Raw genomic sequence first — 19313 nt, 5'->3', positions numbered from 1 at the left:
GATTGGTCAATACCCAAGCAGAACTGAGCATGGAAATGATTGAAGATGACGAGTAGTGTTCGCGGCGTGCTGGCAGAACGACGACATCAACTCATCCTGCGGGCCCTGCGCTCCGGGGGCCCCGCGGCCGTGACCGATCTCTCCGAGCAACTGGGTGTGAGCCCGGCCACGATCAGGCGTGATCTGCTCAAACTGGAGGAGGACGGACTGCTCACGCGCGTCCACGGCGGTGCCGTGGCCGACGAGGGCGACCAGCCCTTCGCCGAGGTCGCCGAGGTGCGGGTGGCCGAGAAGGACGCGATAGCCGCGCGCGCCGCCGCGATGGTCGCGGACGGCCAGTCGGTCCTCCTCGACATCGGCACCACCGCCTACCGGCTGGCCCGCCAGCTGCACGGCCGCCGGCTCACCGTGATCACCAGCAACCTCGTGGTCTACGAGGAGCTGGCCGACGACGAGGGCATCGAACTGGTCCTGCTCGGCGGCATGGTCCGGCGCGAGTACCGCTCCCTGGTGGGCTTCCTCACCGAGGACAACCTGCGCCAGCTGCACGCCGACTGGCTCTTCCTCGGCACCAGCGGAGTGCGCCCCGGCGGTCAGGTGATGGACACGACGGTCGTCGAGGTGCCGGTGAAACGGGCCATGATCAAGGCCGCCGACAAGGTCGTGCTGCTCGCGGACGCGCAGAAGTTCCCGGGTACGGGGATGGCGAAGGTGTGCGGTCCCGAGGACCTGGACGCGGTGGTGACGAACGCCCCGGTCGACCCGGTGACCCGTTCCTCCCTGGAGGAAGCGGGCGTCGAGGTCGTCGTGGCAGGAAAGGTGAAAGCGTGAAGCTGACGATTCTGGGCGGCGGCGGGTTCCGGGTGCCGCTCGTGTACGGGGCACTCCTGACGGACCGCGGCGAGGGCCGGGTCAGCGAGGTGGTGCTGCACGATCTCGACGACAGTCGACTGTATGCGGTCGCCCGTGTACTGGCCGAACAGGCCGCCACCGTGCCCGACGCCCCCACCGTCACCGCCACCACCGACCTCGACGAGGCCCTGCGCGGCGCCGACTTCATCTTCTCCGCGATCCGCGTCGGCGGCCTGGAGGGTCGCGCGAACGACGAGCGGGTGGCCCTCGCGCAGGGCGTCCTCGGCCAGGAGACGGTCGGCGCCGGCGGTATTGCCTATGGTCTACGAACCGTCCCGGTCGCCGTCGACATCGCGCAACGCGTGGCCCGCCTCGCCCCCGACGCCTGGGTCATCAACTTCACCAACCCGGCCGGCCTGGTCACCGAGGCCATGTCCCGCCACCTCGGCGACCGCGTCATCGGCATCTGCGACTCCCCGGTCGGCCTCGGCCGCCGTATCGCCACGGTGCTCGGCGCGAACCCGCGCGAGGCCTTCATCGACTACGTCGGCCTCAACCACCTCGGCTGGGTCCGCGGCCTGCGCGTCGCCGGCCGCGACGAACTCCCGCGCCTGCTCGCCGACCCGGACCTCCTCGGCTCCTTCGAGGAGGGCAAGCTCTTCGGCACCGACTGGCTCCAGTCGCTCGGCGCCATCCCGAACGAGTACCTGCACTACTACTACTTCAACCGTGAGACCGTCCGCGCCTACACCGAGGTCGAGAAGACCCGCGGCGCCTTCCTCCGCGACCAACAGGCCCAGTTCTACGACGAGATGAAGCGCCCCGGCACCGCCGCGCTGACCGCCTGGGACCGCACCCGCGCCGAGCGCGAGGCGACCTACATGGCGGAGAACCGGGAGACCGCCGGCGCCGGCGAACGCGACGCCGACGATCTCTCCGGCGGCTACGAGAAGGTCGCCCTCGCCCTGATGCGGGCCATCGCCCGCGACGAGCGCACCACCCTCATCCTCAACGTCCGCAACCAGGGCGCGCTGTCCGTCCTCGACACGGACGCCGTCATCGAGGTCCCGTGCCTGGTCGACGCCAACGGCGCCCACCCCGTCGCCGTCGACCCGCTGCCCGACCACGCCACCGGCCTGGTCTGCGCGGTCAAGGGCGTCGAGCGCGAGGTCCTCGCCGCGGCCGAGAACGGCTCCCGTACGACGGCGGTGAAGGCCTTCGCGCTGCACCCGCTGGTCGACTCCGTGAACGTCGCGCGCCGACTGGTCGAGGGCTACACCGAGGTCCACCCGGGCCTGGCGTACCTTAAGTAGGCATCCGCTCAGTAAGCGCTTTCCCCAGTTCGCGACAGCACCCCGAGTTCTCGGCAGCGAGATCTCGACAGCTCCCCAGTTCTCAGCAGCTCCCTGGTTCCCTGGAGACCTCCCATGCACGACGAACGCCGCCGGATCGAGGAGCGCGTCGAGCGCGCCCACAACCAGCGCATCAAGCCCGCGATCTACGCGGCCACCGCGCCCTTCACGGTCGAGGCCTGGCAGGCCCCCGGTGAGCCGGTCTCCTTCGACGAGGCCGCGGCGGCGCCGTACGAGCCGTTCGCCATGGACACCCCGTGGGGCCCGCCCTGGGGCACCACGTGGTTCCGGATGCACGGGCAGGTGCCCGAGGAGTGGGCCGGGAAGCGCGTCGAGGCCATCATCGACCTCGGCTTCGTCGGCGACTGGCCCGGCAACCAGGCCGAGGCCCTGGTCCACCTGACGGACGGGACGCCGCTGAAGGCGGTCAACCCGCTCAACCAGTACGTGGCGATCGCCAACCCGGCGACGGGCGGCGAGGTCATCGACTACCTGGTCGAGGCGGCCTCCAACCCGGACATCCTCGCCAACGACTTCTCCGAGCCCACACCGCTCGGTGATGTACTGACCGCGGGCGACCGTCCACTGTATACATTCCGCCGCGCCGACCTCGCGGTCCTCGACGAGGAGGTCTTCCACCTCGACCTCGACGTCCAGGTGCTGCGCGAACTGATGCTGGAACTGGGCGAGCACGACCCCCGCCGCCACGAGATCATGCACGCGCTGGACCGCGCCCTCGACCTCCTCGACCTGGACGACGTCGCCGGTACGGCCGCCGACGTACGAGCCGCGCTCAAGCCCGTGCTGTCCAAGCCCGCCAACGCCAGCGCGCACATCGTCTCCGGTGTCGGGCACGCGCACATCGACTCGGCGTGGCTGTGGCCGATCCGCGAGACCAAGCGCAAGACGTCCCGCACCTTCTCGAACGTGACCTCGCTCGCGGACGAGTACGAGGACTTCATCTTCGCCTGCTCGCAGGCCCAGCAGTACGAGTGGGTGCGCGACAACTACCCGCAGGTGTGGGCCCGCATCCAGGAGTCCGTCAAGCGCGGCCAGTGGGCACCGGTCGGCGGCATGTGGGTCGAGTCCGACGGCAACCTGCCCGGCGGCGAGGCCATCGCCCGCCAACTCGTCCACGGCAAGCGGTTCTTCATCGAGCACTTCGGCGTCGAGACCAAGGGCGTCTGGCTCCCCGACTCCTTCGGCTACAACGCGGCCTACCCGCAGCTCGCCAAGCTCGCGGGCAACGAGTGGTTCCTCACCCAGAAGATCTCCTGGAACCAGACCAACAAGTTCCCCCACCACACCTTCTGGTGGGAGGGCATCGACGGCACCCGCATCTTCACGCACTTCCCGCCGGTCGACACCTACAACGCCCGCTTCAGCGGCGAGGAGATGTCCCGCGCGGTCCGCAACTACCAGGAGAAGGGCAACGCCACCCGCTCCCTGGCCCCCTTCGGCTGGGGCGACGGCGGCGGCGGCCCCACCCGCGAGATCATGGAACGGGCGCGCAGGCTCGCCGACCTGGAGGGCTCGCCGAAGGTCGTCGTCGAGCACCCGGACGAGTTCTTCGCCAAGGCCCGCGCCGAATACCCGGACGCCCCCGTCTGGGTCGGCGAGCTCTACCTCGAACTCCACCGCGCCACCTACACCTCCCAGGCCCGCACCAAGCAGGGCAACCGGCGCAGCGAACACAAGCTCCGCGAGGCCGAGTTGTGGGCGACCACGGCCGCGCTGCACGCACCGGGCTACGCCTACCCGTACGAGAAGCTCGACCGGCTGTGGAAGACGGTGCTGCTGCACCAGTTCCACGACATCCTGCCGGGCTCCTCGATCGCCTGGGTGCACCGCGAGGCCGAGGCCGAATATGCCCGTGTGGCAACGGAGTTGGAGGAGCTGACGGCGGCGGCCGTGACCGCGCTGGGCGGCGGCGGAACCCGCGTCTTCAACAGCAGCCCCTTCGACCGCGCCGAGGTCATCCGCACGGCGACCGGCGTCCCGATGTACGCGACGGTCCCCGCGAACGGCAGTGCCCCGCTGGCCGCCGAGTACGTCCCGCAGGCGGTGACCGTCACCGACCGCGTCCTCGACAACGGCGTCGTCCGCGTCGAACTCGCCGACGACGGCACCCTCGCCTCCGTGCGCGACCTGCGCCACGGCGGCCGCGAAGTCCTCGCGGAGCAGGGCAACTTGCTGCGTCTGCACACCGACCTCCCGAACTACTGGGACGCCTGGGACGTCGACAAGCACTACAAGAACCGCTTCACCGACCTCCTCGACGCCGACTCCATCACGGTCGTCGACCAGGACCCGCTGCTCGGCGCGATCCGGGTGGAACGGTCCTTCGGCAAGGGCTCGAAGATCGTGCAGACGATCACCGTTCGCGCGGGCAGCCCCCGCATCGACTTCGAGACCGACATCGACTGGCATGAGGCCGAGAAGTTCCTCAAGGCCGGCTTCCCCGTGGACATCCGCGCCGCCCACTCCTCCGCCGAGATCCAGTTCGGCCACATCCAGCGGCCCACGCACACCAACACCAGCTGGGAGGCGGCCCGTTTCGAGGTCTCCGGCCACCGCTGGGTGCACCTCGCCGAGCCCGGCTACGGCGTCGCCGTCATCAACGACTCGACGTACGGCCACGACGTCTCCCGCACGGTCCGCGAGGACGGCGGCACGACGACCACGGTCCGCCTGAGCCTGGTACGCGCCCCGCGCATCCCCGACCCGGGCGCCGACCAGGGCAAGCACCGCCTCACCTACTCGCTGCTGCCCGGCGCGAGCATCGAGGACGCTGTCGCCGAGGGCTACGCCCTCAACCTCCCGCTGCGCGTGGCCGATTCGGGCGGCGCCCCGGAACCGGTCGTATCCGTCGACGGCGAGGGCATCACCGTCGAGGCGGTCAAGCTCGCCGACGACGAGTCCGGCGACGTCGTGGTCCGCCTCTACGAGTCGAGCGGCGGCCGCGCCCAGGGCGCACTGCGCACGGGCTTCCCCCTCGCGGCCGCCCGGATCACCGACCTGCTGGAGCGCCCGCTGGCGGACGAGGTCACCGTCGACGGCGATTCGGTTGCCGTATCCCTGCGGCCCTTCCAGATCCTGACGCTCCGTCTGCAGCGGGCGGGCGCGGGCCAGTAGAGCCTGGGGGCGGGCCCGGCAGCGCACGTCGGGCCCGCCACCAGCCCCCGACTGACTTTGTACGTAAGGGGAGTTCAGCCGTGACCGTGAAACCGTGGTTCACCGACGCCAAGTTGGGGATCTTCGTCCACTGGGGGATCTACGCCGTCGACGGCGTCCAGGAGTCCTGGTCGTTCTACGACGACCTCGTGCCGCACGACCGGTACATGTCCCAGCTCGACCGCTTCACCGGCGCGAAGTACGAACCGCGCGCCTGGGCCGACCTGTTCGCCCGCGCCGGCGCCAGGTACGCCGTCCTGACGAGCCGTCACCATGACGGAGTCGCCCTGTGGGACAGCGAGTTCGGCGATCTCAACCTCGGCGAGGACTACATAGCCGGGTACGCCGACGCGCTCCGGGAGCAGGGCCTCAAGGTCGGCCTCTACTACTCGCACTCCGACTGGAACCACCCGGACTACGCCACCACCCGCAAGCCCGGCCGCCCGCCGGAGCAGGAGGACAACCGCTACTCCGAGTGCTCGGCGGAGGACGAGGACCTCGAGGCCTGGGAGCGGTTCATCGCCTACCGGGACGGCCAGATAAGGGAGTTGGCCTCCCGCTACCGGCCCGACCTGATGTGGTTCGACGGCGAGTGGGACCGCAGCGAGGAGCAGTGGCGCATCAAGGAACTCGCCGCGCTCATCCGCACGTACTCACCGGATGTGGTCTTCAACGCCCGCATGCTCAGCGAGGGCGACTACGCGACACCGGAGCAGGGTGCCCCCGTCGAACCCCCGGACGGGCCCTGGGAGTTGTGCCTCACCATCAACGACTCGTGGGGCTACCAGCACCACGACGACAACCACAAGTCGCTGACCCAGCTGGTGCGTTACTTCACGGAGACGATCGGCGGGGGCGGCAACCTCCTTCTCGACGTCGGCCCGATGGAGGACGGCACCATCCCGCGGCCACAGGTCGAGCGCCTCGAAGGCCTGGGGGAGTGGATCCGCAAGCACACCGACGCCGTCTACGGCACGGTGCGCGGGCTCCCGGCCGGGCACCACTACGGGCCGAGCACCCTCTCCGCCGACCGACGCACCCTCTATCTCACCCTGTACGACATCCCGCGCGCCGAGATCGGCGTCCGCGGTCTGGTCACCCCGGTCCGCCGGGTCACCGTGCTCGGCACCGGCACCGAACTCGCCCACCGGGTCATCGGCGGACTGCACGAGGCCGTAGGGCAGTTGTGGATCGATCCGCCGTCGCCGGCCGACCTCGACCCGCTGGCCACGGTCCTCGCGGTGGAACTGGACGGGGAGTTGGAGCTGTACCGGGGTTCGGGCCGTTTCTGACCGACGGGGGCAGCTCTTCAAAAGCGCACACCGAGACGGCCTTCGACGCACCGAGGCGGCCGGCCCACACGGGGGACCGGCCGCCAGGGGTGGGGGGTTGTCAGCCGGTGAAACCGGCCGTGATCGAGGTGAACTGCCAGGTGTTCTGGCTGATGCCGGAGCAGTTGCTCACCACTCCGCCACCGGCGCACCCGCGGTCACGGTTGACCGACCAGAAGGCGAGCCGGGCGATGTGGTGCGAGTTCGACCAGTCACGGATCTGCGTCCAGATGGCGGGAGTCGTGGTCTCCGACTGGTCCGACAGACCGTTCATGCCCGAGATGCCGATGTGCGAGTAGGCCGTCGCGTCGTCCCAGCCGAACGTGGACTTCAGCTTGGTCTTCAGGCCCTCGGCCGCGGCGACCGTGTTGCCGTACATGTCGGAGCCGCCGCCGAAGTCGAACGGCATGATGGTGAAGACGTCGATGCCGGCGTTGAGCGACTGCGCCTGCTCGATGAGCCGGTTGCCGTAGTACGTCGGGCCGGTCGTCGAGGTGCCGAAGGTGACGATCGTGCGCAGGCCCGGGTTGTTGGCCTTGACGGTCTTCAGCGCGGTCAGGATCTTCGCCTGGACGGCCTCGTTCTCGAACTCGTCCGTGTTCTCGATGTCCATGTCGATCGCCTTGAGGCCGTAGGCGCTGATCACCTTCTGCAGCGCCCCGGCGAGCGCGCTCGCGGAGGAGCAGTTGGCGCCGAGCTTGCTGCCCTGCCAGCCGCCGAAGGACGGCACGATGTCACCGCCGGCCGCGCGGATCTGGTTGATGGCGGTCTGGTCGACGCCACCGGTCAGGGGTCGGCTGCCGTCCCAACTCGGGCTGCAGCCACCGGAGTCGAGCACGAACGCCATCGTGAACCACTTGATGCCGGTCGCGCTCATCACCGTGCTCGGGGCCGGCGGATCGCCCCAGCCCTCGTAGAGATACGGCGCTGCCTGGGTGAAGCCGGTGCCACCGCCGGTGCCGGCACTCGTCGTGACGCTCACCGCGTTGGAGGCCGCCGAACTGTTCCCGGCCGCGTCGCGCGCCTTCACGGTGAACGTGTAGGCGGTACTGGCCGCGAGCCCGGTGACCGTGCCGCTCGTACCGGAGACGCTGAGGACCTGGTTCGAACCGCTGTAGACGTCGTACGCCGTGACGCCGACGTTGTCCGTCGAGGCGCCCCACGACAGCGACACGCTGGAGGAGGTCTTGCCCGTGGATGTCAGGCCGGTCGGCGCGGTCGGGGCCTGGGTGTCGCCACCGCCGCCACCGCCCGGACCGTCGAGGCTGATGTCGTCCGCGTAGTAGGTGCCCTGCGCGTACCAGCCGTGGACGTAGATGGTGGCACTGGTCTGCGAGGCGGTGGTGGTGAAGGACGTCGTCAGCTGGCTGTACGCCGACGGGGACGAAGTCCACGTCGAGGAACCGCCGTTGACACCGAGGTAGACATAACTGCCGCGCACCCAGCCGCTGAGCGAGTACGTCGTGCTCGGTTGCACGGCGACCGTCTGGGAGCACTGTGCGGTGTCGCTCGAACTCACCGCGCCCGCAAGGGCCTTGGAGCCGCCGTGCACGGGCGTGGAGACGACCGAGCCGAGGTTTCCGGAGCAGGACCAGGGGGAGAGACTGCCCGACTCGAAGCCGGGGTTGGTCAGGACGTTGGCCGCTTCCGCGGTGCCGGGCAGCGCGATGGCCCCGGCCATGGCCAGGGCGGCGGTACCGAGCAGGGCGAGGAGCCGATGTCTGGAGCGTCTGAGTGTGTCGCGCACGCGATCTCCCTGAAGTAATGGGGGTGTTCGGGAGTGCAAGAGGGTGCGCAACCAAGTTGGTATGGACCAATCGCGGTGTCAAGACGCGACGTCATGATTGGTCCATACCGGTATGAAGTTGTGGGGCGGGACCGGGAGTCAGGCGCGAGCTGCGGCCCGGCTGCCCGTCTCGGAGGTCTCCGTCGCCGTCTCCATCTCGTCCTGCGCCGGTGCGGGCGCTGCCGGGAGCAGGGGCCCCGACTCCTCCGCGCGCTGGTGCGGGAGCGACACCGGACGCAGCTGACGCGGGCCGGACACCACCGCGTAGTCCGCGCCCAGGAACGGCGGCTCCATCGTGCCCGGGTCCTCACCGAGCGCCAACTGCACTGCCGCCCAAGGGGCGTTGACCCCACACAGCGACAGCTGGTGCAGGCCGCCCGCCGGACGGGTGTTGACGTCCATCAGCACGGGCTGGTCGCCGAACATGCGGAACTGGATGTTGGACAGGTAGTGCAGCCCGAAGCCCTCGGCGATCCGGCGGGCCGGCTCCAGCCACTGCTCGTGCAGGGTGAAGCCGCGACGGCGGCCGTTCTTCGTGCGGCCCACGGCGAGCCGGACGAGGTTGTCGGGACCGGTCAGGCAGTCCACCGACACCTCCGGCTCCTCCAGGCGCGGCATGACCAGCCAGTCGACCTGCTCGTCGGCCTGCTCCAGCGCCTCGACGACCATGTCGAGCGGGACGTAGGGGCTCGGGAAGCCGTTGAGGTGCATGAGCGAGAAGGGGGCGCGCGTGATCACACGGAAGCCCACCCCGCCTGCGCCGGACGCCGGCTTGAAGCACGCCTTGTGTCCGGCGGCCTCCAACTCCTCGACGGCGGCGACGAGTTCGGGTGCCGTACGGACCCGCCACCACGGCGGTACGGGCACGCCGATCGCCTGGACGGCCTCGTACGCGATCACCTTGTCGTGGAAGACGGCGACGGCCTCGGGCGTCGGCGCCAGCAGCGCCGTGCCCACCGCCTCGAAGTCCGCGCGGTGCGCGACGATCTCCGACTGGTGCAGCCGGGGCACGAACACGTCGATGCCGCGGCGGGCGCACTGGTCGAGCGCGAACTCGACGTACGCGGCCGGGGACAGGCCCTCGGGCTCGAGGTCGGCGGTGTCGGCGGCGGCCAGTACGGGGGAGTCGGCGTCGCCGTGCGTGGCATGGATCTCGACGGCCCTGTCGCTGGGATTTCTCCGCAGCTGATCCATGAAGAACACGTTCTCCGCGTACGTGCGGTTGAGCCAGACGCGTACGCGAGAGACCATGCAGGGCCGTCCTTTCGGGTTCGCGGGCACGGCGGAGCAAGGCCGTGCCCGGCCAAGGTGGTTGGAGGTACACCAAACCGCCCTCGGCGAAGAGGCGTTCGTGGCGGTGGTGTTGGGGCGATCATACGGCTTTCGAAGGGTGCCGCGTGCAACGCCCGTGTTACGGATTTCCCGATGGTGCCCACCGGGGACATGAACGCCCGTCGAAGCGCTGCCCTGACCGCCGCGTACGGCCCGGCCGTCTTGTCGCGGCACGGCGGCGTGTGATCTCGTGGACCCATTCGTGTGCGCGGAGGGGGCGAGGGTGGAGTCGACGGTCGGCGGTGCCGGACAGCTGCTGGCCATCAGCGACCTGCACATCGGGTACGCCGAGAACCGCGCCCTGGTCGAGAACATGCGGCCCGTCACGGACGACGACTGGCTGATCGTGGCCGGTGACATCGCCGAGACCGTGGCCGACATCCGCTGGGTCCTCGAACTCCTCGCCGGCCGCTTCCGCAAGGTCCTCTGGGCCCCCGGCAACCACGAGCTGTGGACCCACCCCAAGGACCCCGTCACCCTGCGCGGCGTCGCCCGCTACGACCATCTCGTCGCCCTGTGCCGGGAGTTGGGCGTCGTCACCCCCGAGGACCCCTACCCCGTCTGGGAGGGCGCGGGCGGCCCGGTGGTCGTGGCCCCCCTGTTCCTGCTCTACGACTACTCGTTCCTGCCGGCCGGCTGTACGACCAAGGCCGAGGGACTGACGTACGCGCACGGCACGGGCATCGTCTGCAACGACGAGTTCCTGCTGCACCCCGATCCCTACCCCAGCCGCGAGGCCTGGTGCCGGGCCCGGGTCGCCGAGACCGAACGCCGGCTCACCGAGATCCCCGACACTCTCCCCACGGTCCTGATCAACCACTACCCCCTGGACCGGCACCCCACCGAGGTCCTCTGGTACCCCGAGTTCGCCATGTGGTGCGGCACCGCACTGACCGCCGACTGGCACCGCAGATTCCGTGTGGACACCATGGTCTACGGCCATCTCCACATCCCGCGGACCACCCATCACGAGGGTGTCCGCTTCGAGGAGGTGTCCGTGGGATACCCCCGCGAGTGGCAGAAGCGCTCCGAACCCCCGGGCCGACTGCGCCGCATCCTGCCGATGGAGGTCGGAACCGGTGATCGAGGAACTGCTGCCGGACTCCGTGGTGACCGTGGAGACACACGGTGACGAGGGGCTCCAGGACGCCCCGCTGTACCCCGAGGAAGAGGCTCGCGTGGCCCGCGTGGTGCCCAAGCGCCGCCGTGAGTTCGCCGCCGTACGGGCCTGTGCCCGGCGTGCCATGGAGAAGCTCGGCGTGCCCCCGCAGCCGATCCTGCCCGGCGCCCACGGCGCGCCGGCCTGGCCCGCGGGCATCATCGGCAGCATGACCCACTGCGACGGCTACTGCGCCGCCGCGCTGGCCCGCGCCACCGACCTCGCCTCGCTCGGCATCGACGCCGAACCGCACGCCCCGCTCCCGGACGGCATCCTCCTTTCCGTCGCCCTGCCCGCCGAACAGGAGCGCCTGGCACGCCTGACGGCAGAGCGGCGCGGCGTGCACTGGGACCGGCTCCTGTTCAGCGCCAAGGAGTCCGTCTACAAGGCGTGGTTCCCCCTCACCGGCAAGTGGCTCGACTTCTCCGAGGCCGACATCGAGGTCTTCACGGACCCCGGCGAGGAAACCCGTGGCGGCCTCCGCGCCCGTCTTCTGGTCCCCGGCCCGGTGGTCGACGGCCAACGTCTCGACGTGTTCGAGGGCCGCTGGACCGTCGGCCGCGGACTGGTCGCCACGGCGGTCACGGTCCCGCATCCGTGAACCGCGCGTACGTTCCCGGCCTTTGACACTCCGCTCACCCCTCCGGTCCCCAGCTCTGCAACAGCCGGAAGAACGCCTCCTCGTTGCCCGCGAGCCCGGCGTCCGTCAACGCCTGGTCCGCCTCGGCCAGTACCGAGGGTGGGACGAGCACGGGGCGAGGGTCGCCCGGTGGGCCGTCGAAGGCTGCTCGGACGGTGTGCAGCAGCCGTAGATAGGCCTGAACGGCGGCGCGCTCGCGGTCGGTCATCACTGCGGTCTGCATAGGACGGCTCTCCCCTGGTCGGCGTCAGGCGCCCCCGCACGGCGGTGGCACGACTCCAGCTTGCCGGGTGCCACTGACAATGCCGTTGTGGCGGGCGCCGGTTCGCCCGCTTAGCGGAGGCGAAACGTCACCGAAATCCCCGGTGGGACAGCGGCCCTACGCTGGAGGGAAGGGCTTTCGGCCGTCTGCCGGCGGCCAGGTGAACGGGAGGCGAGTGCGTGGAGGACGTCCCGGCACGGCGCCCGGCGCGCGCCGCACGACTGCGCTCGGTGGGCGCAGGAGAACTCGAGCTGCAGTACCGCGTCGTGCACGGATACCGCCGCGCCTTCCGCATGGCAGGCCAGGGCCCGGCCCTGGTCCTCATCCACGGCATCGGCGACTCCTCCGCCACCTGGACCGACCTGATCCCCGACCTCGCCCGCACCCACACCGTGATCGCCCCCGACCTCCTCGGCCACGGTGCCTCCGACAAACCGCGCGCCGACTACTCGGTAGCCGCCTACGCGAACGGCGTCCGCGATCTGCTCACCACCCTCGGTATCGAGTCCGCGACCCTGCTCGGGCACTCGCTGGGCGGGGGAGTGGCGATGCAGTTCGCCTACCAGTTCCCCGAGCGCACCGAACGCCTCGTCCTCGTCAGCGCGGGCGGCGTGGGCCGCGAGGTCAATCCGGTGCTACGGCTCGTCTCGCTCCCGGGGTCCCATCTCGCCCTGTCCGCACTCCGGTTGCCCGGCATGCGCCTCCAAGTCGGCCTCACGGTCGGGCTGTTGCGGCTCCTCGACACCGACCTCGGCCAGGACGCCCCCGAACTCCTCACCCTCGTCGACGCGTTGCCCGACGAGACCGCCCGCAACGCCTTCATCCGCACCCTGCGCGCGGTCGTCGACTGGCGCGGCCAGGTGGTGACCATGCTCGACCGCTGCTACCTCACCGAGGGCATGCCGACCATGCTGCTGTGGGGCGACCGGGACAGCGTGGTGCCGGTCCGGCACGCGTACGGCGCCCACGAGGCCATGCCCGGCAGCCGGCTGGAGATCTTCGAGGGCGCGGGGCACTTCCCGTTCCACACCGACCCGGCACGGTTCCTCACCCTGGTCGAGGAGTTCACCGGCACCACCACCCCCGCGCACTGGAGCCGTGAGCACTGGCGTGACCTCCTGTGCGAAGGCCGCCCGGGCGTCACGGCTCAGGGCGGCGCGACGGAACGGGACCTGCGGGAGGCGAGCGAACGCAGCGCCACGTGAGACGTGCCTGCCGGTTTGGCCAACCCGTTTGACGGGCCGTCAATTCCTAGCTCCGCGGCCCCGGATACCCCAGCGCCGCCTCGATCCGCCCCGCCAGGTGGTCATGCTGCGCGGGTCCCTTGGGAGACGAACCGGCCAGCCACGTACGGCACTTGCTGGCGAGCAGCAGACCGAAGCTCTCGGCCTCCCGCTCGTCGGCGCGCTCGAACCGGCTGCGGGCCGCCACCTTGAGGACGGTCGCGCGCAGCGCCGCCTCGTCGACCGTCTCGCCGAGCAGCCGGGCGGCCACCGCGGTGCCGTCCAGGTGCGGGCCGCAGTGCCCGGCCTTCATGTGCCACAGCTCGTGGCCCAGGATCACCAACTGGTGGTCGGGGGCGGTGCGTTCCTCGATGACCACGAGGTCCTGGTCGGCCATGTCGAGCCACAGCCCGCTCGCGGTGCACGCCGGGAAGGCGGCCGTACGGAACTGGACCGGGCGGCCGCGGCGGCGGCTCATCGCGTCGCACAGCGCGGCGTACAGGTCGTGGGGGCGTGCGGGTGCGCCGAGGCTCAACTCAGCGACCAACTCGCCGCACAGGCGGCGCATCTGCCGTCCGACACCCACCGTTCTCCCGCGGATCACGACTCGGGCCGCTTCACGCTCTCCAGGAGCATGTCCAGCCACTCGGCGACCTTGTCGCGGTGCTGGTCGGTGGGCAACTGCGCGGCCCGCCAGGCGATTCCGCGCACTCCGTGATCCTGGAGCAGCCGCTCCAGCGGGTCCTCTGCGGCCTCGGCCGCCGCCCGCTCACGGTCCGCGAGCTTCTGCAACAGCTCCTGCTCGGTGCGCTGGAGGGCACCCGCGAGGGCTTCGGAGTCCTCGGCCGTGAGGAATCCGGCGTGCACACGGAAGAAGCGCTGGAGGGCGTCGCAGTGCTCCATGGTGGGACGCCGGTCGCCGTTGATGAGCGCGCCCGCCTGCTGGCGGGACATGCCCGCGCCGTCGGCGATCTCCTGCTGGGTGTACTTGCGCCCGTTGGGCTTGAGTCTGGTACGGCGCAGCAGGTCGAGGCGTTGCAGGAACCGGGCCTGCACGTCGGGTTCGCCCGCGGGGCGGCCGCTCAGCAGGGCTCTGACCACGGGCTCCGGGACACCGCAGGCGACGGACAGCCGGCCGATGTGGACGACCTCGGCCTGGGGTACGCCGAGCCGTTCGGCGAGCGCGGTGACGCGGTCGACGACGGCGGGCAGCAGAGCGGTCGGCGTCGTGCCCGGTACCTCGAAGCCATCCGACACCGACAGATCTCCTATACGTCTCTCACAGGCTTCTCACAAACGGCGGCTGTGAACATCCCGGAGAGTAGCGGTTGGTTCGAACTCGCATCCAGGTCTCGCCACAACTGTGGCCAATTTCAGCCGTCAACAAGCACGAAATGCCACGATAGTTGACACGGCTCGCGTCGGGGCAGCAGGATCAAGACGCCGCGAGAAGGCCGCATAGGCAAGAGGGGTGACCTCCCGATGGCATATCAGGCAGGTGGGCAGCGGTCCGCGCCGCGGCCCGTCCCCGAGAGTCCCGAGGCCCAGGCGTATCTGCTGGACTACGCGACGCTGTTGGAGGCCGTCACTTTCCCCTCCGTCGTCATGGACCACCGCTGGGACGTGGTGTTGACCAACGGCGCGTTCAAGTCACTTTTCCGGGCGGTCGGCCCGCATCCGACGGCGATGCCGGGCGACAACTTCCTTCGCTTCGTGCTCTTCCACCCCGACGCGGGCACCGTTCTCGGTGAGCACGAGTCGAGTTGGTGCCTGCCGATGCTGGCCCACTTCGCCGCCGCCGTGGAGAGCCACGGACACGACCACGGGCTGCAGGCGATCCGCCGTGACATCGCCCAGGACCCGATCATGGAGGCCGCCTACCGGCAGGGCCTGCCGCACTGGATCCGCGCGGTCGGCGAGCAGGCGGCCGTGGAGCACGACGGCGCGGTCCGCCCGCTGCTGCACCCCGACCCGCGCTGGGGCGCCACCGACTGTCGCGTCGTCGGCGAGACCCCCAAGACCCTTGAGAACATGGGCTATACGCGTCTGACGCTGGTTCTGCGCGAGGCCCGCCGCGTTCCACCGCCCAGGGTCCGCAGGGCCGGCCGCGGCGCCGGACATCTGAGGGTGGTCTCCTCGGCCGAGTGAGCACGGGTTCCGTACGGCTCGCCTCAACTCGGCTGCCGGGCGTGTGAGTTCTGTGCGGGGCGACCCCAATTCGGCGGCCGCACCGAAGGGTTCGGTCACCGTTCCGCGACCACCAGCACCAACGGCACCCCGTCGCACGGCACCAGCCGCGCCCCCTGCGCGAACCCGGCCCGGCCCGCCGCGAGGGCCTCCGCGAAGTCCGGTCCCTTGCTGAGCGAACCGACCAGGTGCCGGGGATCGGTCGAAGCGGCCACTCTGCCACGGGCGTTCACGAGTCTGGCCGGTCCCGGCAGCCGGTGCAGCATCGGCATCACGGCCGCCTCGAAGTGCCGTAGATACACGTCCGCCGCGGCCACCCCGGCGAACCGCCCCTCCATCAGGACCGGCGCGGACAGGGTGAGGCTGTACTCGTCCGAGCAGAGGTAGTCGACGTACGGCCCGGCGACCGCCCGCTCCCCGGTGTCGCGGGGCAGCGCGAACCAGTCCCAGTGCGTGTAGTCGGCGTACGCCGAGTGCTCGGGGTCGAGATCGAGCAGCAGCGGGCGTATGCCGCCGTCGGAGGTGGACTGCCACCACTCCAGCCATGCCGGTACGTCGCTCAGCAGGCCCGGCGCCGCGACGAAGCCGACGCCGGACACCAACTCGTGCCGGACGAGCCGGAGATGGAGGCCCGGGCGCAGGGCGGCGAGGTCGACGGTCGCCGGGCGGCGGCCCTGTGCGGCGACCTCGGCGAGCAGTGCCGTCGTGTCGGCGCGGGTGGCGGCCACGGCGTCGAACACGGACTCCAGGGCCGAGCGGACCCCGGCCGCGACGGACTGCTCGGGTGCCGTGGCCGGTGTTGCCGTCGCGAGGCTCATGCGTGCCCTCCAGCAGACGGGGAGCGGACGCGGTGACGGTTCTACAGGGCCAGACGTTCGGCGATGAGCCGGGCCGTCGATTCCTGCACGCACCGCTCGGCCAGCTCCCTGGCCGAATCGTGGGCCCCATCTTGCACGGCTGAGATTACGGAGCGGTGACGGGCTGCGGCTTCTTCACGATATTCGTCGTTCCCGAGCACGAGACACAGCAGTGCGCCGACCTCGGTCTGCAACGCGACCTGTTCGCGCGTGAGTCGGGCGGACTGCGCGGCGGCGGCGAGCTCGACGTGGAAGCGGCCGTAGACCCGGCCGCGTGCCGACGCGTCCTCGGCGTGCGTCAACTCATCGGCCGTACGCCGGAGTTGGACCAGATCCTCGGGCTCGGTGCGCTGCGTGGCGAGCCGGGCGGCGGTGCCGGACAGGGCCGCCCAGTGGTCGCCGAGGTCGCGCAGCTCCTCGGTGCTCCAGCCGCGCAGCCGGACCTTCAGCCGCTCCTCGCCCGGGACGTCGGGCAGGGACACGAAGCTGCCGCCGCCGCGCCCCCGGCGGGTGGTGACGAGCCCTTGCTGGCGCAGCGCCATCAGCGCCTCCCGCAGGGTCACCGTGGACACGCCGAGCTGCCCGGCGAGTTCGCTCTCACCCGGGAGCTGCTCACCGTCGGAGAGCAGTCCGAGCTCGATGGCGTCCCCGAGCCGGCTGACGACGGCGTCGACCCGCGCCCGGTTGTCGACCGGGGCGAAGACGGCTTTCCGGGCGCCGCCGTTCATGTGCTGCTGCTGGTTCACGGCCACCACCTTGCACGTTGACTCAAGCTTTACCCTAAGGGGGTCTTGAGATTTGAACTATGACTTCATATGTTTCCGTGCAACGTTACAGAGCATCAGAAAGGTTCCCGCCCATGGAGGGGATTGCGATCCGGTTGCGGGATCTGCGGAAATCGTTCGGGGAGACGACCGCCGTGGCAGGGGTCGACCTGGAGATCAGGGACGGCGAGTTCTTCTCGATGCTCGGCCCGTCCGGCTCGGGCAAGACGACCGTGCTCCGCATGATCGCCGGCTTCGAGAGCCCCACCGGGGGCACCATCGAGCTCGCCGGCCAGGACGTCACCGGCCTCGCCCCCTTCGAGCGGGACGTGCACACCGTCTTCCAGGACTACGCCCTCTTCCCGCACATGACGGTCGAGGAGAACGTCGCCTACGGCCTCAAGGTCCGGGGGGTCCCCAAGTCCGAACGCCTCGTCCGCGCCCGAAAGGCCTTGGCCGAAGTGCGACTCGAGGGCTACGGCAACCGCCGTCCCGCCCAGCTCTCCGGCGGCCAGCGGCAACGCGTCGCCCTCGCCCGCGCCCTCGTCGGCCGCCCCAGGGTGCTGCTCCTCGACGAACCGCTCGGCGCCCTGGACCTCAAGCTGCGCGAGCAGATGCAGGTCGAACTCAAGGCGCTCCAGCGGGAGGTGGGCATCACCTTCGTCTTCGTCACCCACGACCAGGAGGAGGCCCTGACGATGAGCGACCGCATCGCCGTCTTCAACGAGGGCCGCATCGAACAGACCGGCGCCCCCGCCGAGGTCTACGAACGCCCCGCGACCCCCTTCGTCGCGTCCTTCGTCGGCACCTCCAACCTGCTGGAGGGCGAGTCCGCCCAACGCGTCGTCGGCACCCCGGGCACCTACAGCATCCGGCCCGAGAAGATCCGCGTCCTCAAGGACTCCGCCGAGCCCGGGACCCCGGACCACGAGAGCGCCGCCGGCACCGTCGCCGAGGTCGTCTACCTCGGCGACTCCACCCGCTTCCTCGTCGACCTCGACGCCGGCGGCCGGCTCACCGCGCTCCAGCAGAACCTGGAGACCTCCGCCGAGGACGTCGCCGCCTACCGCGGCAGCCGGGTGCGACTGCAATGGCACCGGCGCCACACGGTGCACGTTCCCGATCCTCGCTGACCCCGCCCCCCGCTGACCCCGACCCCGCTCCTCCCACGTCCTTTCACGTATGGAGAACGTCGTGCGCCTCACCCCAACCCTCAAGGCCGTCGCCGCCGTGGCCACGCTCGTGCTGGCCGCCACCGCCTGCGGCTCCTCCGGCTCGACGGGCAGCTCGTCCGGCGGCCTCAACCCCCCTGATCTCAAAGCCCAGTCGAAGCTCGGCAAGAGCGAGGGCGAGGTCAACCTGATCGCCTGGGCCGGCTATGTCGAGGACGGCTCCAACGACCCCAAGGTGAACTGGGTCAGCGACTTCGAGAAGCAGACGGGCTGCAAGGTCAACTCCAAGGTCGCCGCCAGCTCCGACGAGATGGTCAAGCTGATGAAGACCGGCGAGTACGACGCCGTCTCCGCCTCCGGCGACGCCTCCCTGCGCCTCATAGCCTCCGGCGACGCCGCCCCCGTCAACACGAACCTGGTCCCCAACTACAAGGACATCTTCCCGGACTTGAAGCTCCAGGCCTGGAACTCGGTCAAGGGCAAGGCCTACGGCATCCCGCACGGCCGCGGCGCCAACCTGCTGATGTACAACACCCAGAAGGTCACCCCCGCCCCGACCTCATGGGCCGCGGTCTTCGACGACGCCTCCCGGTACAAGGGCCATGTGACGGCGTACGACTCACCGATCTACATCGCCGACGCGGCCCTCTATCTCAAGGCCACCAAGCCCGAGTTGAAGATCAAGGACCCCTACGCGCTCGACCAGAAGCAGTTCGACGCGGCCGTCGCGCTGCTGAAGAAGCAGAACGCGGACATCGGCGAGTACTGGAGCGACTACCTCAAGGAGATCTCCGCCTTCAAGAGCGGCGACTCCGTGGTCGGCACCACCTGGCAGGTCATCGCCAACCTCACCGCCGACGAGGGCACCAAGATCAAGGCCTTCGTGCCCAAGGAGGGTTCGACCGGCTGGTCCGACACCTGGATGATCTCCGCCAAGGCCAAGCACCCCAACTGCGCCTACCAGTGGCTCAATTGGATCGTCTCCCCGAAGGTCAACGCCCAGGTCGCCGAGTACTTCGGCGAGGCACCCGCCAACTCCAAGGCCTGCGCCGAGACCAGCGACAAGAACTTCTGCACCACCTACCACGCCGCCGACACCGCGTACTGGAAGAACATCGCCTTCTGGAACACGCCCATCGAGCAGTGCCTCGACGGCCGTACGGACGTGAAGTGCGTGCCGTACGCCAAGTGGGTGCAGGCCTGGACCGAGATCAAGGGCTGA

The 19313-nt window shown here is 70.2% G+C and carries 17 protein-coding genes; 10 read left to right on the top strand and 7 right to left on the bottom strand.

All coding sequences use genetic code 11. The features are described from left to right. Nucleotides 1–66 precede the first annotated feature (66 nt). From OG504_RS10605 to OG504_RS10590, 4 genes are all read left to right on the top strand, one after another. Entirely contained in the window at nucleotides 67–831 is a 765-nt protein-coding gene (locus OG504_RS10605; RefSeq protein WP_019058991.1) for a DeoR/GlpR family DNA-binding transcription regulator, read from the top strand. Then, nucleotides 828–2165: a 6-phospho-beta-glucosidase gene (locus OG504_RS10600; protein ID WP_405989562.1), complete on the top strand. Its 1338-nt coding sequence runs from the start codon at nucleotides 828–830 to the stop codon at nucleotides 2163–2165. The genes OG504_RS10605 and OG504_RS10600 overlap by 4 nt, the downstream gene beginning before the upstream one ends. A gap of 114 nt (nucleotides 2166–2279) precedes the next feature. Then, nucleotides 2280–5339 (top strand): alpha-mannosidase, encoded by a 3060-nt coding sequence (locus tag OG504_RS10595; protein ID WP_405989561.1) that lies wholly within the window; start codon nucleotides 2280–2282, stop codon nucleotides 5337–5339. Nucleotides 5340–5419: 80 nt separating this feature from the next. After that, complete coding sequence (locus OG504_RS10590; protein WP_405989560.1) at nucleotides 5420–6670, top strand: alpha-L-fucosidase; 1251 nt, start codon at nucleotides 5420–5422, stop codon at nucleotides 6668–6670. Nucleotides 6671–6770: 100 nt separating this feature from the next. On the opposite strand, the gene OG504_RS10585 is transcribed toward OG504_RS10590, so the two are convergent. Then, a complete protein-coding gene (locus OG504_RS10585; protein ID WP_405989559.1) occupies nucleotides 6771–8456 on the bottom strand; it encodes a carbohydrate binding domain-containing protein in 1686 nt (561 codons plus the stop codon). Nucleotides 8457–8594: 138 nt separating this feature from the next. After that, nucleotides 8595–9746, bottom strand: coding sequence for an ATP-grasp domain-containing protein (locus OG504_RS10580; protein WP_405989558.1), 1152 nt, complete (start codon nucleotides 9744–9746; stop codon nucleotides 8595–8597). A 304-nt stretch (nucleotides 9747–10050) separates the two neighbouring features. Here OG504_RS10580 and OG504_RS10575 point away from each other — a divergent pair, with 304 nt between their 5' ends. Both OG504_RS10575 and OG504_RS10570 read left to right on the top strand, forming a co-directional pair. Further along, entirely contained in the window at nucleotides 10051–10959 is a 909-nt protein-coding gene (locus tag OG504_RS10575) for a metallophosphoesterase family protein (RefSeq protein ID WP_405989557.1), read from the top strand. Then, nucleotides 10907–11587 carry a 4'-phosphopantetheinyl transferase gene (locus OG504_RS10570; RefSeq protein WP_405989556.1) on the top strand — a complete coding sequence of 227 codons (681 nt, stop codon included), beginning with the start codon at nucleotides 10907–10909 and terminating at the stop codon, nucleotides 11585–11587. Before OG504_RS10575 ends, OG504_RS10570 begins: the two co-directional genes overlap by 53 nt. Nucleotides 11588–11621: 34 nt before the next feature. Here the strand turns inward: OG504_RS10570 and OG504_RS10565 are convergent, their stop codons facing one another. Then, complete coding sequence (locus OG504_RS10565; RefSeq protein ID WP_405989555.1) at nucleotides 11622–11849, bottom strand: hypothetical protein; 228 nt, start codon at nucleotides 11847–11849, stop codon at nucleotides 11622–11624. A gap of 218 nt (nucleotides 11850–12067) precedes the next feature. Between OG504_RS10565 and OG504_RS10560 the strand changes: the two genes are divergently transcribed. Continuing rightward, complete coding sequence (locus OG504_RS10560; RefSeq protein WP_405989554.1) at nucleotides 12068–13093, top strand: alpha/beta fold hydrolase; 1026 nt, start codon at nucleotides 12068–12070, stop codon at nucleotides 13091–13093. Between the two features lie 46 nt (nucleotides 13094–13139). Here the strand turns inward: OG504_RS10560 and OG504_RS10555 are convergent, their stop codons facing one another. Next, nucleotides 13140–13679 carry a toxin-antitoxin system, toxin component gene (locus tag OG504_RS10555; protein ID WP_405996295.1) on the bottom strand — a complete coding sequence of 180 codons (540 nt, stop codon included), beginning with the start codon at nucleotides 13677–13679 and terminating at the stop codon, nucleotides 13140–13142. A gap of 32 nt (nucleotides 13680–13711) precedes the next feature. Further along, the gene (locus OG504_RS10550; RefSeq protein WP_405846105.1) at nucleotides 13712–14368 is read right to left on the bottom strand and encodes a helix-turn-helix domain-containing protein; all 657 of its coding nucleotides are present in this window, start codon (nucleotides 14366–14368) and stop codon (nucleotides 13712–13714) included. A 225-nt stretch (nucleotides 14369–14593) separates the two neighbouring features. Between OG504_RS10550 and OG504_RS10545 the strand changes: the two genes are divergently transcribed. Next, on the top strand, nucleotides 14594–15259 hold the full coding sequence (locus OG504_RS10545) for a hypothetical protein (protein WP_405989553.1): 666 nt from the start codon (nucleotides 14594–14596) through the stop codon (nucleotides 15257–15259). A 95-nt stretch (nucleotides 15260–15354) separates the two neighbouring features. Here the strand turns inward: OG504_RS10545 and OG504_RS10540 are convergent, their stop codons facing one another. Continuing rightward, complete coding sequence (locus tag OG504_RS10540) at nucleotides 15355–16116, bottom strand: cache domain-containing protein (RefSeq protein WP_405989552.1); 762 nt, start codon at nucleotides 16114–16116, stop codon at nucleotides 15355–15357. Nucleotides 16117–16157: 41 nt separating this feature from the next. Next, the gene (locus tag OG504_RS10535) at nucleotides 16158–16883 is read right to left on the bottom strand and encodes a FadR/GntR family transcriptional regulator (protein ID WP_405996294.1); all 726 of its coding nucleotides are present in this window, start codon (nucleotides 16881–16883) and stop codon (nucleotides 16158–16160) included. Between the two features lie 131 nt (nucleotides 16884–17014). Between OG504_RS10535 and OG504_RS10530 the strand changes: the two genes are divergently transcribed. After that, complete coding sequence (locus OG504_RS10530; protein ID WP_405989551.1) at nucleotides 17015–18052, top strand: ABC transporter ATP-binding protein; 1038 nt, start codon at nucleotides 17015–17017, stop codon at nucleotides 18050–18052. Between the two features lie 49 nt (nucleotides 18053–18101). Further along, a complete protein-coding gene (locus OG504_RS10525; protein WP_405989550.1) occupies nucleotides 18102–19313 on the top strand; it encodes an ABC transporter substrate-binding protein in 1212 nt (403 codons plus the stop codon).

It is taken from the genome of Streptomyces sp. NBC_00986 (assembly GCF_045162565.1).
Classification (GTDB): Bacteria; Actinomycetota; Actinomycetes; order Streptomycetales; family Streptomycetaceae; genus Streptomyces.
The sequence above is the reverse complement of the archived record's forward strand: the minus strand, read 5'-3'. Positions and strand labels throughout refer to the sequence as shown.

What these genes read in the sequence shown, in the direction of transcription:
- OG504_RS10580 (WP_405989558.1), bottom strand. Translation starts at nt 9,746, where the DNA reads ATGGTCTCTCGCGTACGCGTCTGGCTCAACCGCACGTACGCGGAGAAC.
- OG504_RS10555 (WP_405996295.1), bottom strand. Translation starts at nt 13,679, where the DNA reads ATGCGCCGCCTGTGCGGCGAGTTGGTCGCTGAGTTGAGCCTCGGCGCA.
- OG504_RS10525 (WP_405989550.1), top strand. Translation starts at nt 18,102, where the DNA reads ATGGAGAACGTCGTGCGCCTCACCCCAACCCTCAAGGCCGTCGCCGCC.
- OG504_RS10545 (WP_405989553.1), top strand. Translation starts at nt 14,594, where the DNA reads ATGGCATATCAGGCAGGTGGGCAGCGGTCCGCGCCGCGGCCCGTCCCC.
- OG504_RS10565 (WP_405989555.1), bottom strand. Translation starts at nt 11,849, where the DNA reads ATGCAGACCGCAGTGATGACCGACCGCGAGCGCGCCGCCGTTCAGGCC.
- OG504_RS10530 (WP_405989551.1), top strand. Translation starts at nt 17,015, where the DNA reads ATGGAGGGGATTGCGATCCGGTTGCGGGATCTGCGGAAATCGTTCGGG.
- OG504_RS10595 (WP_405989561.1), top strand. Translation starts at nt 2,280, where the DNA reads ATGCACGACGAACGCCGCCGGATCGAGGAGCGCGTCGAGCGCGCCCAC.
- OG504_RS10540 (WP_405989552.1), bottom strand. Translation starts at nt 16,116, where the DNA reads ATGAGCCTCGCGACGGCAACACCGGCCACGGCACCCGAGCAGTCCGTC.
- OG504_RS10535 (WP_405996294.1), bottom strand. Translation starts at nt 16,883, where the DNA reads ATGAACGGCGGCGCCCGGAAAGCCGTCTTCGCCCCGGTCGACAACCGG.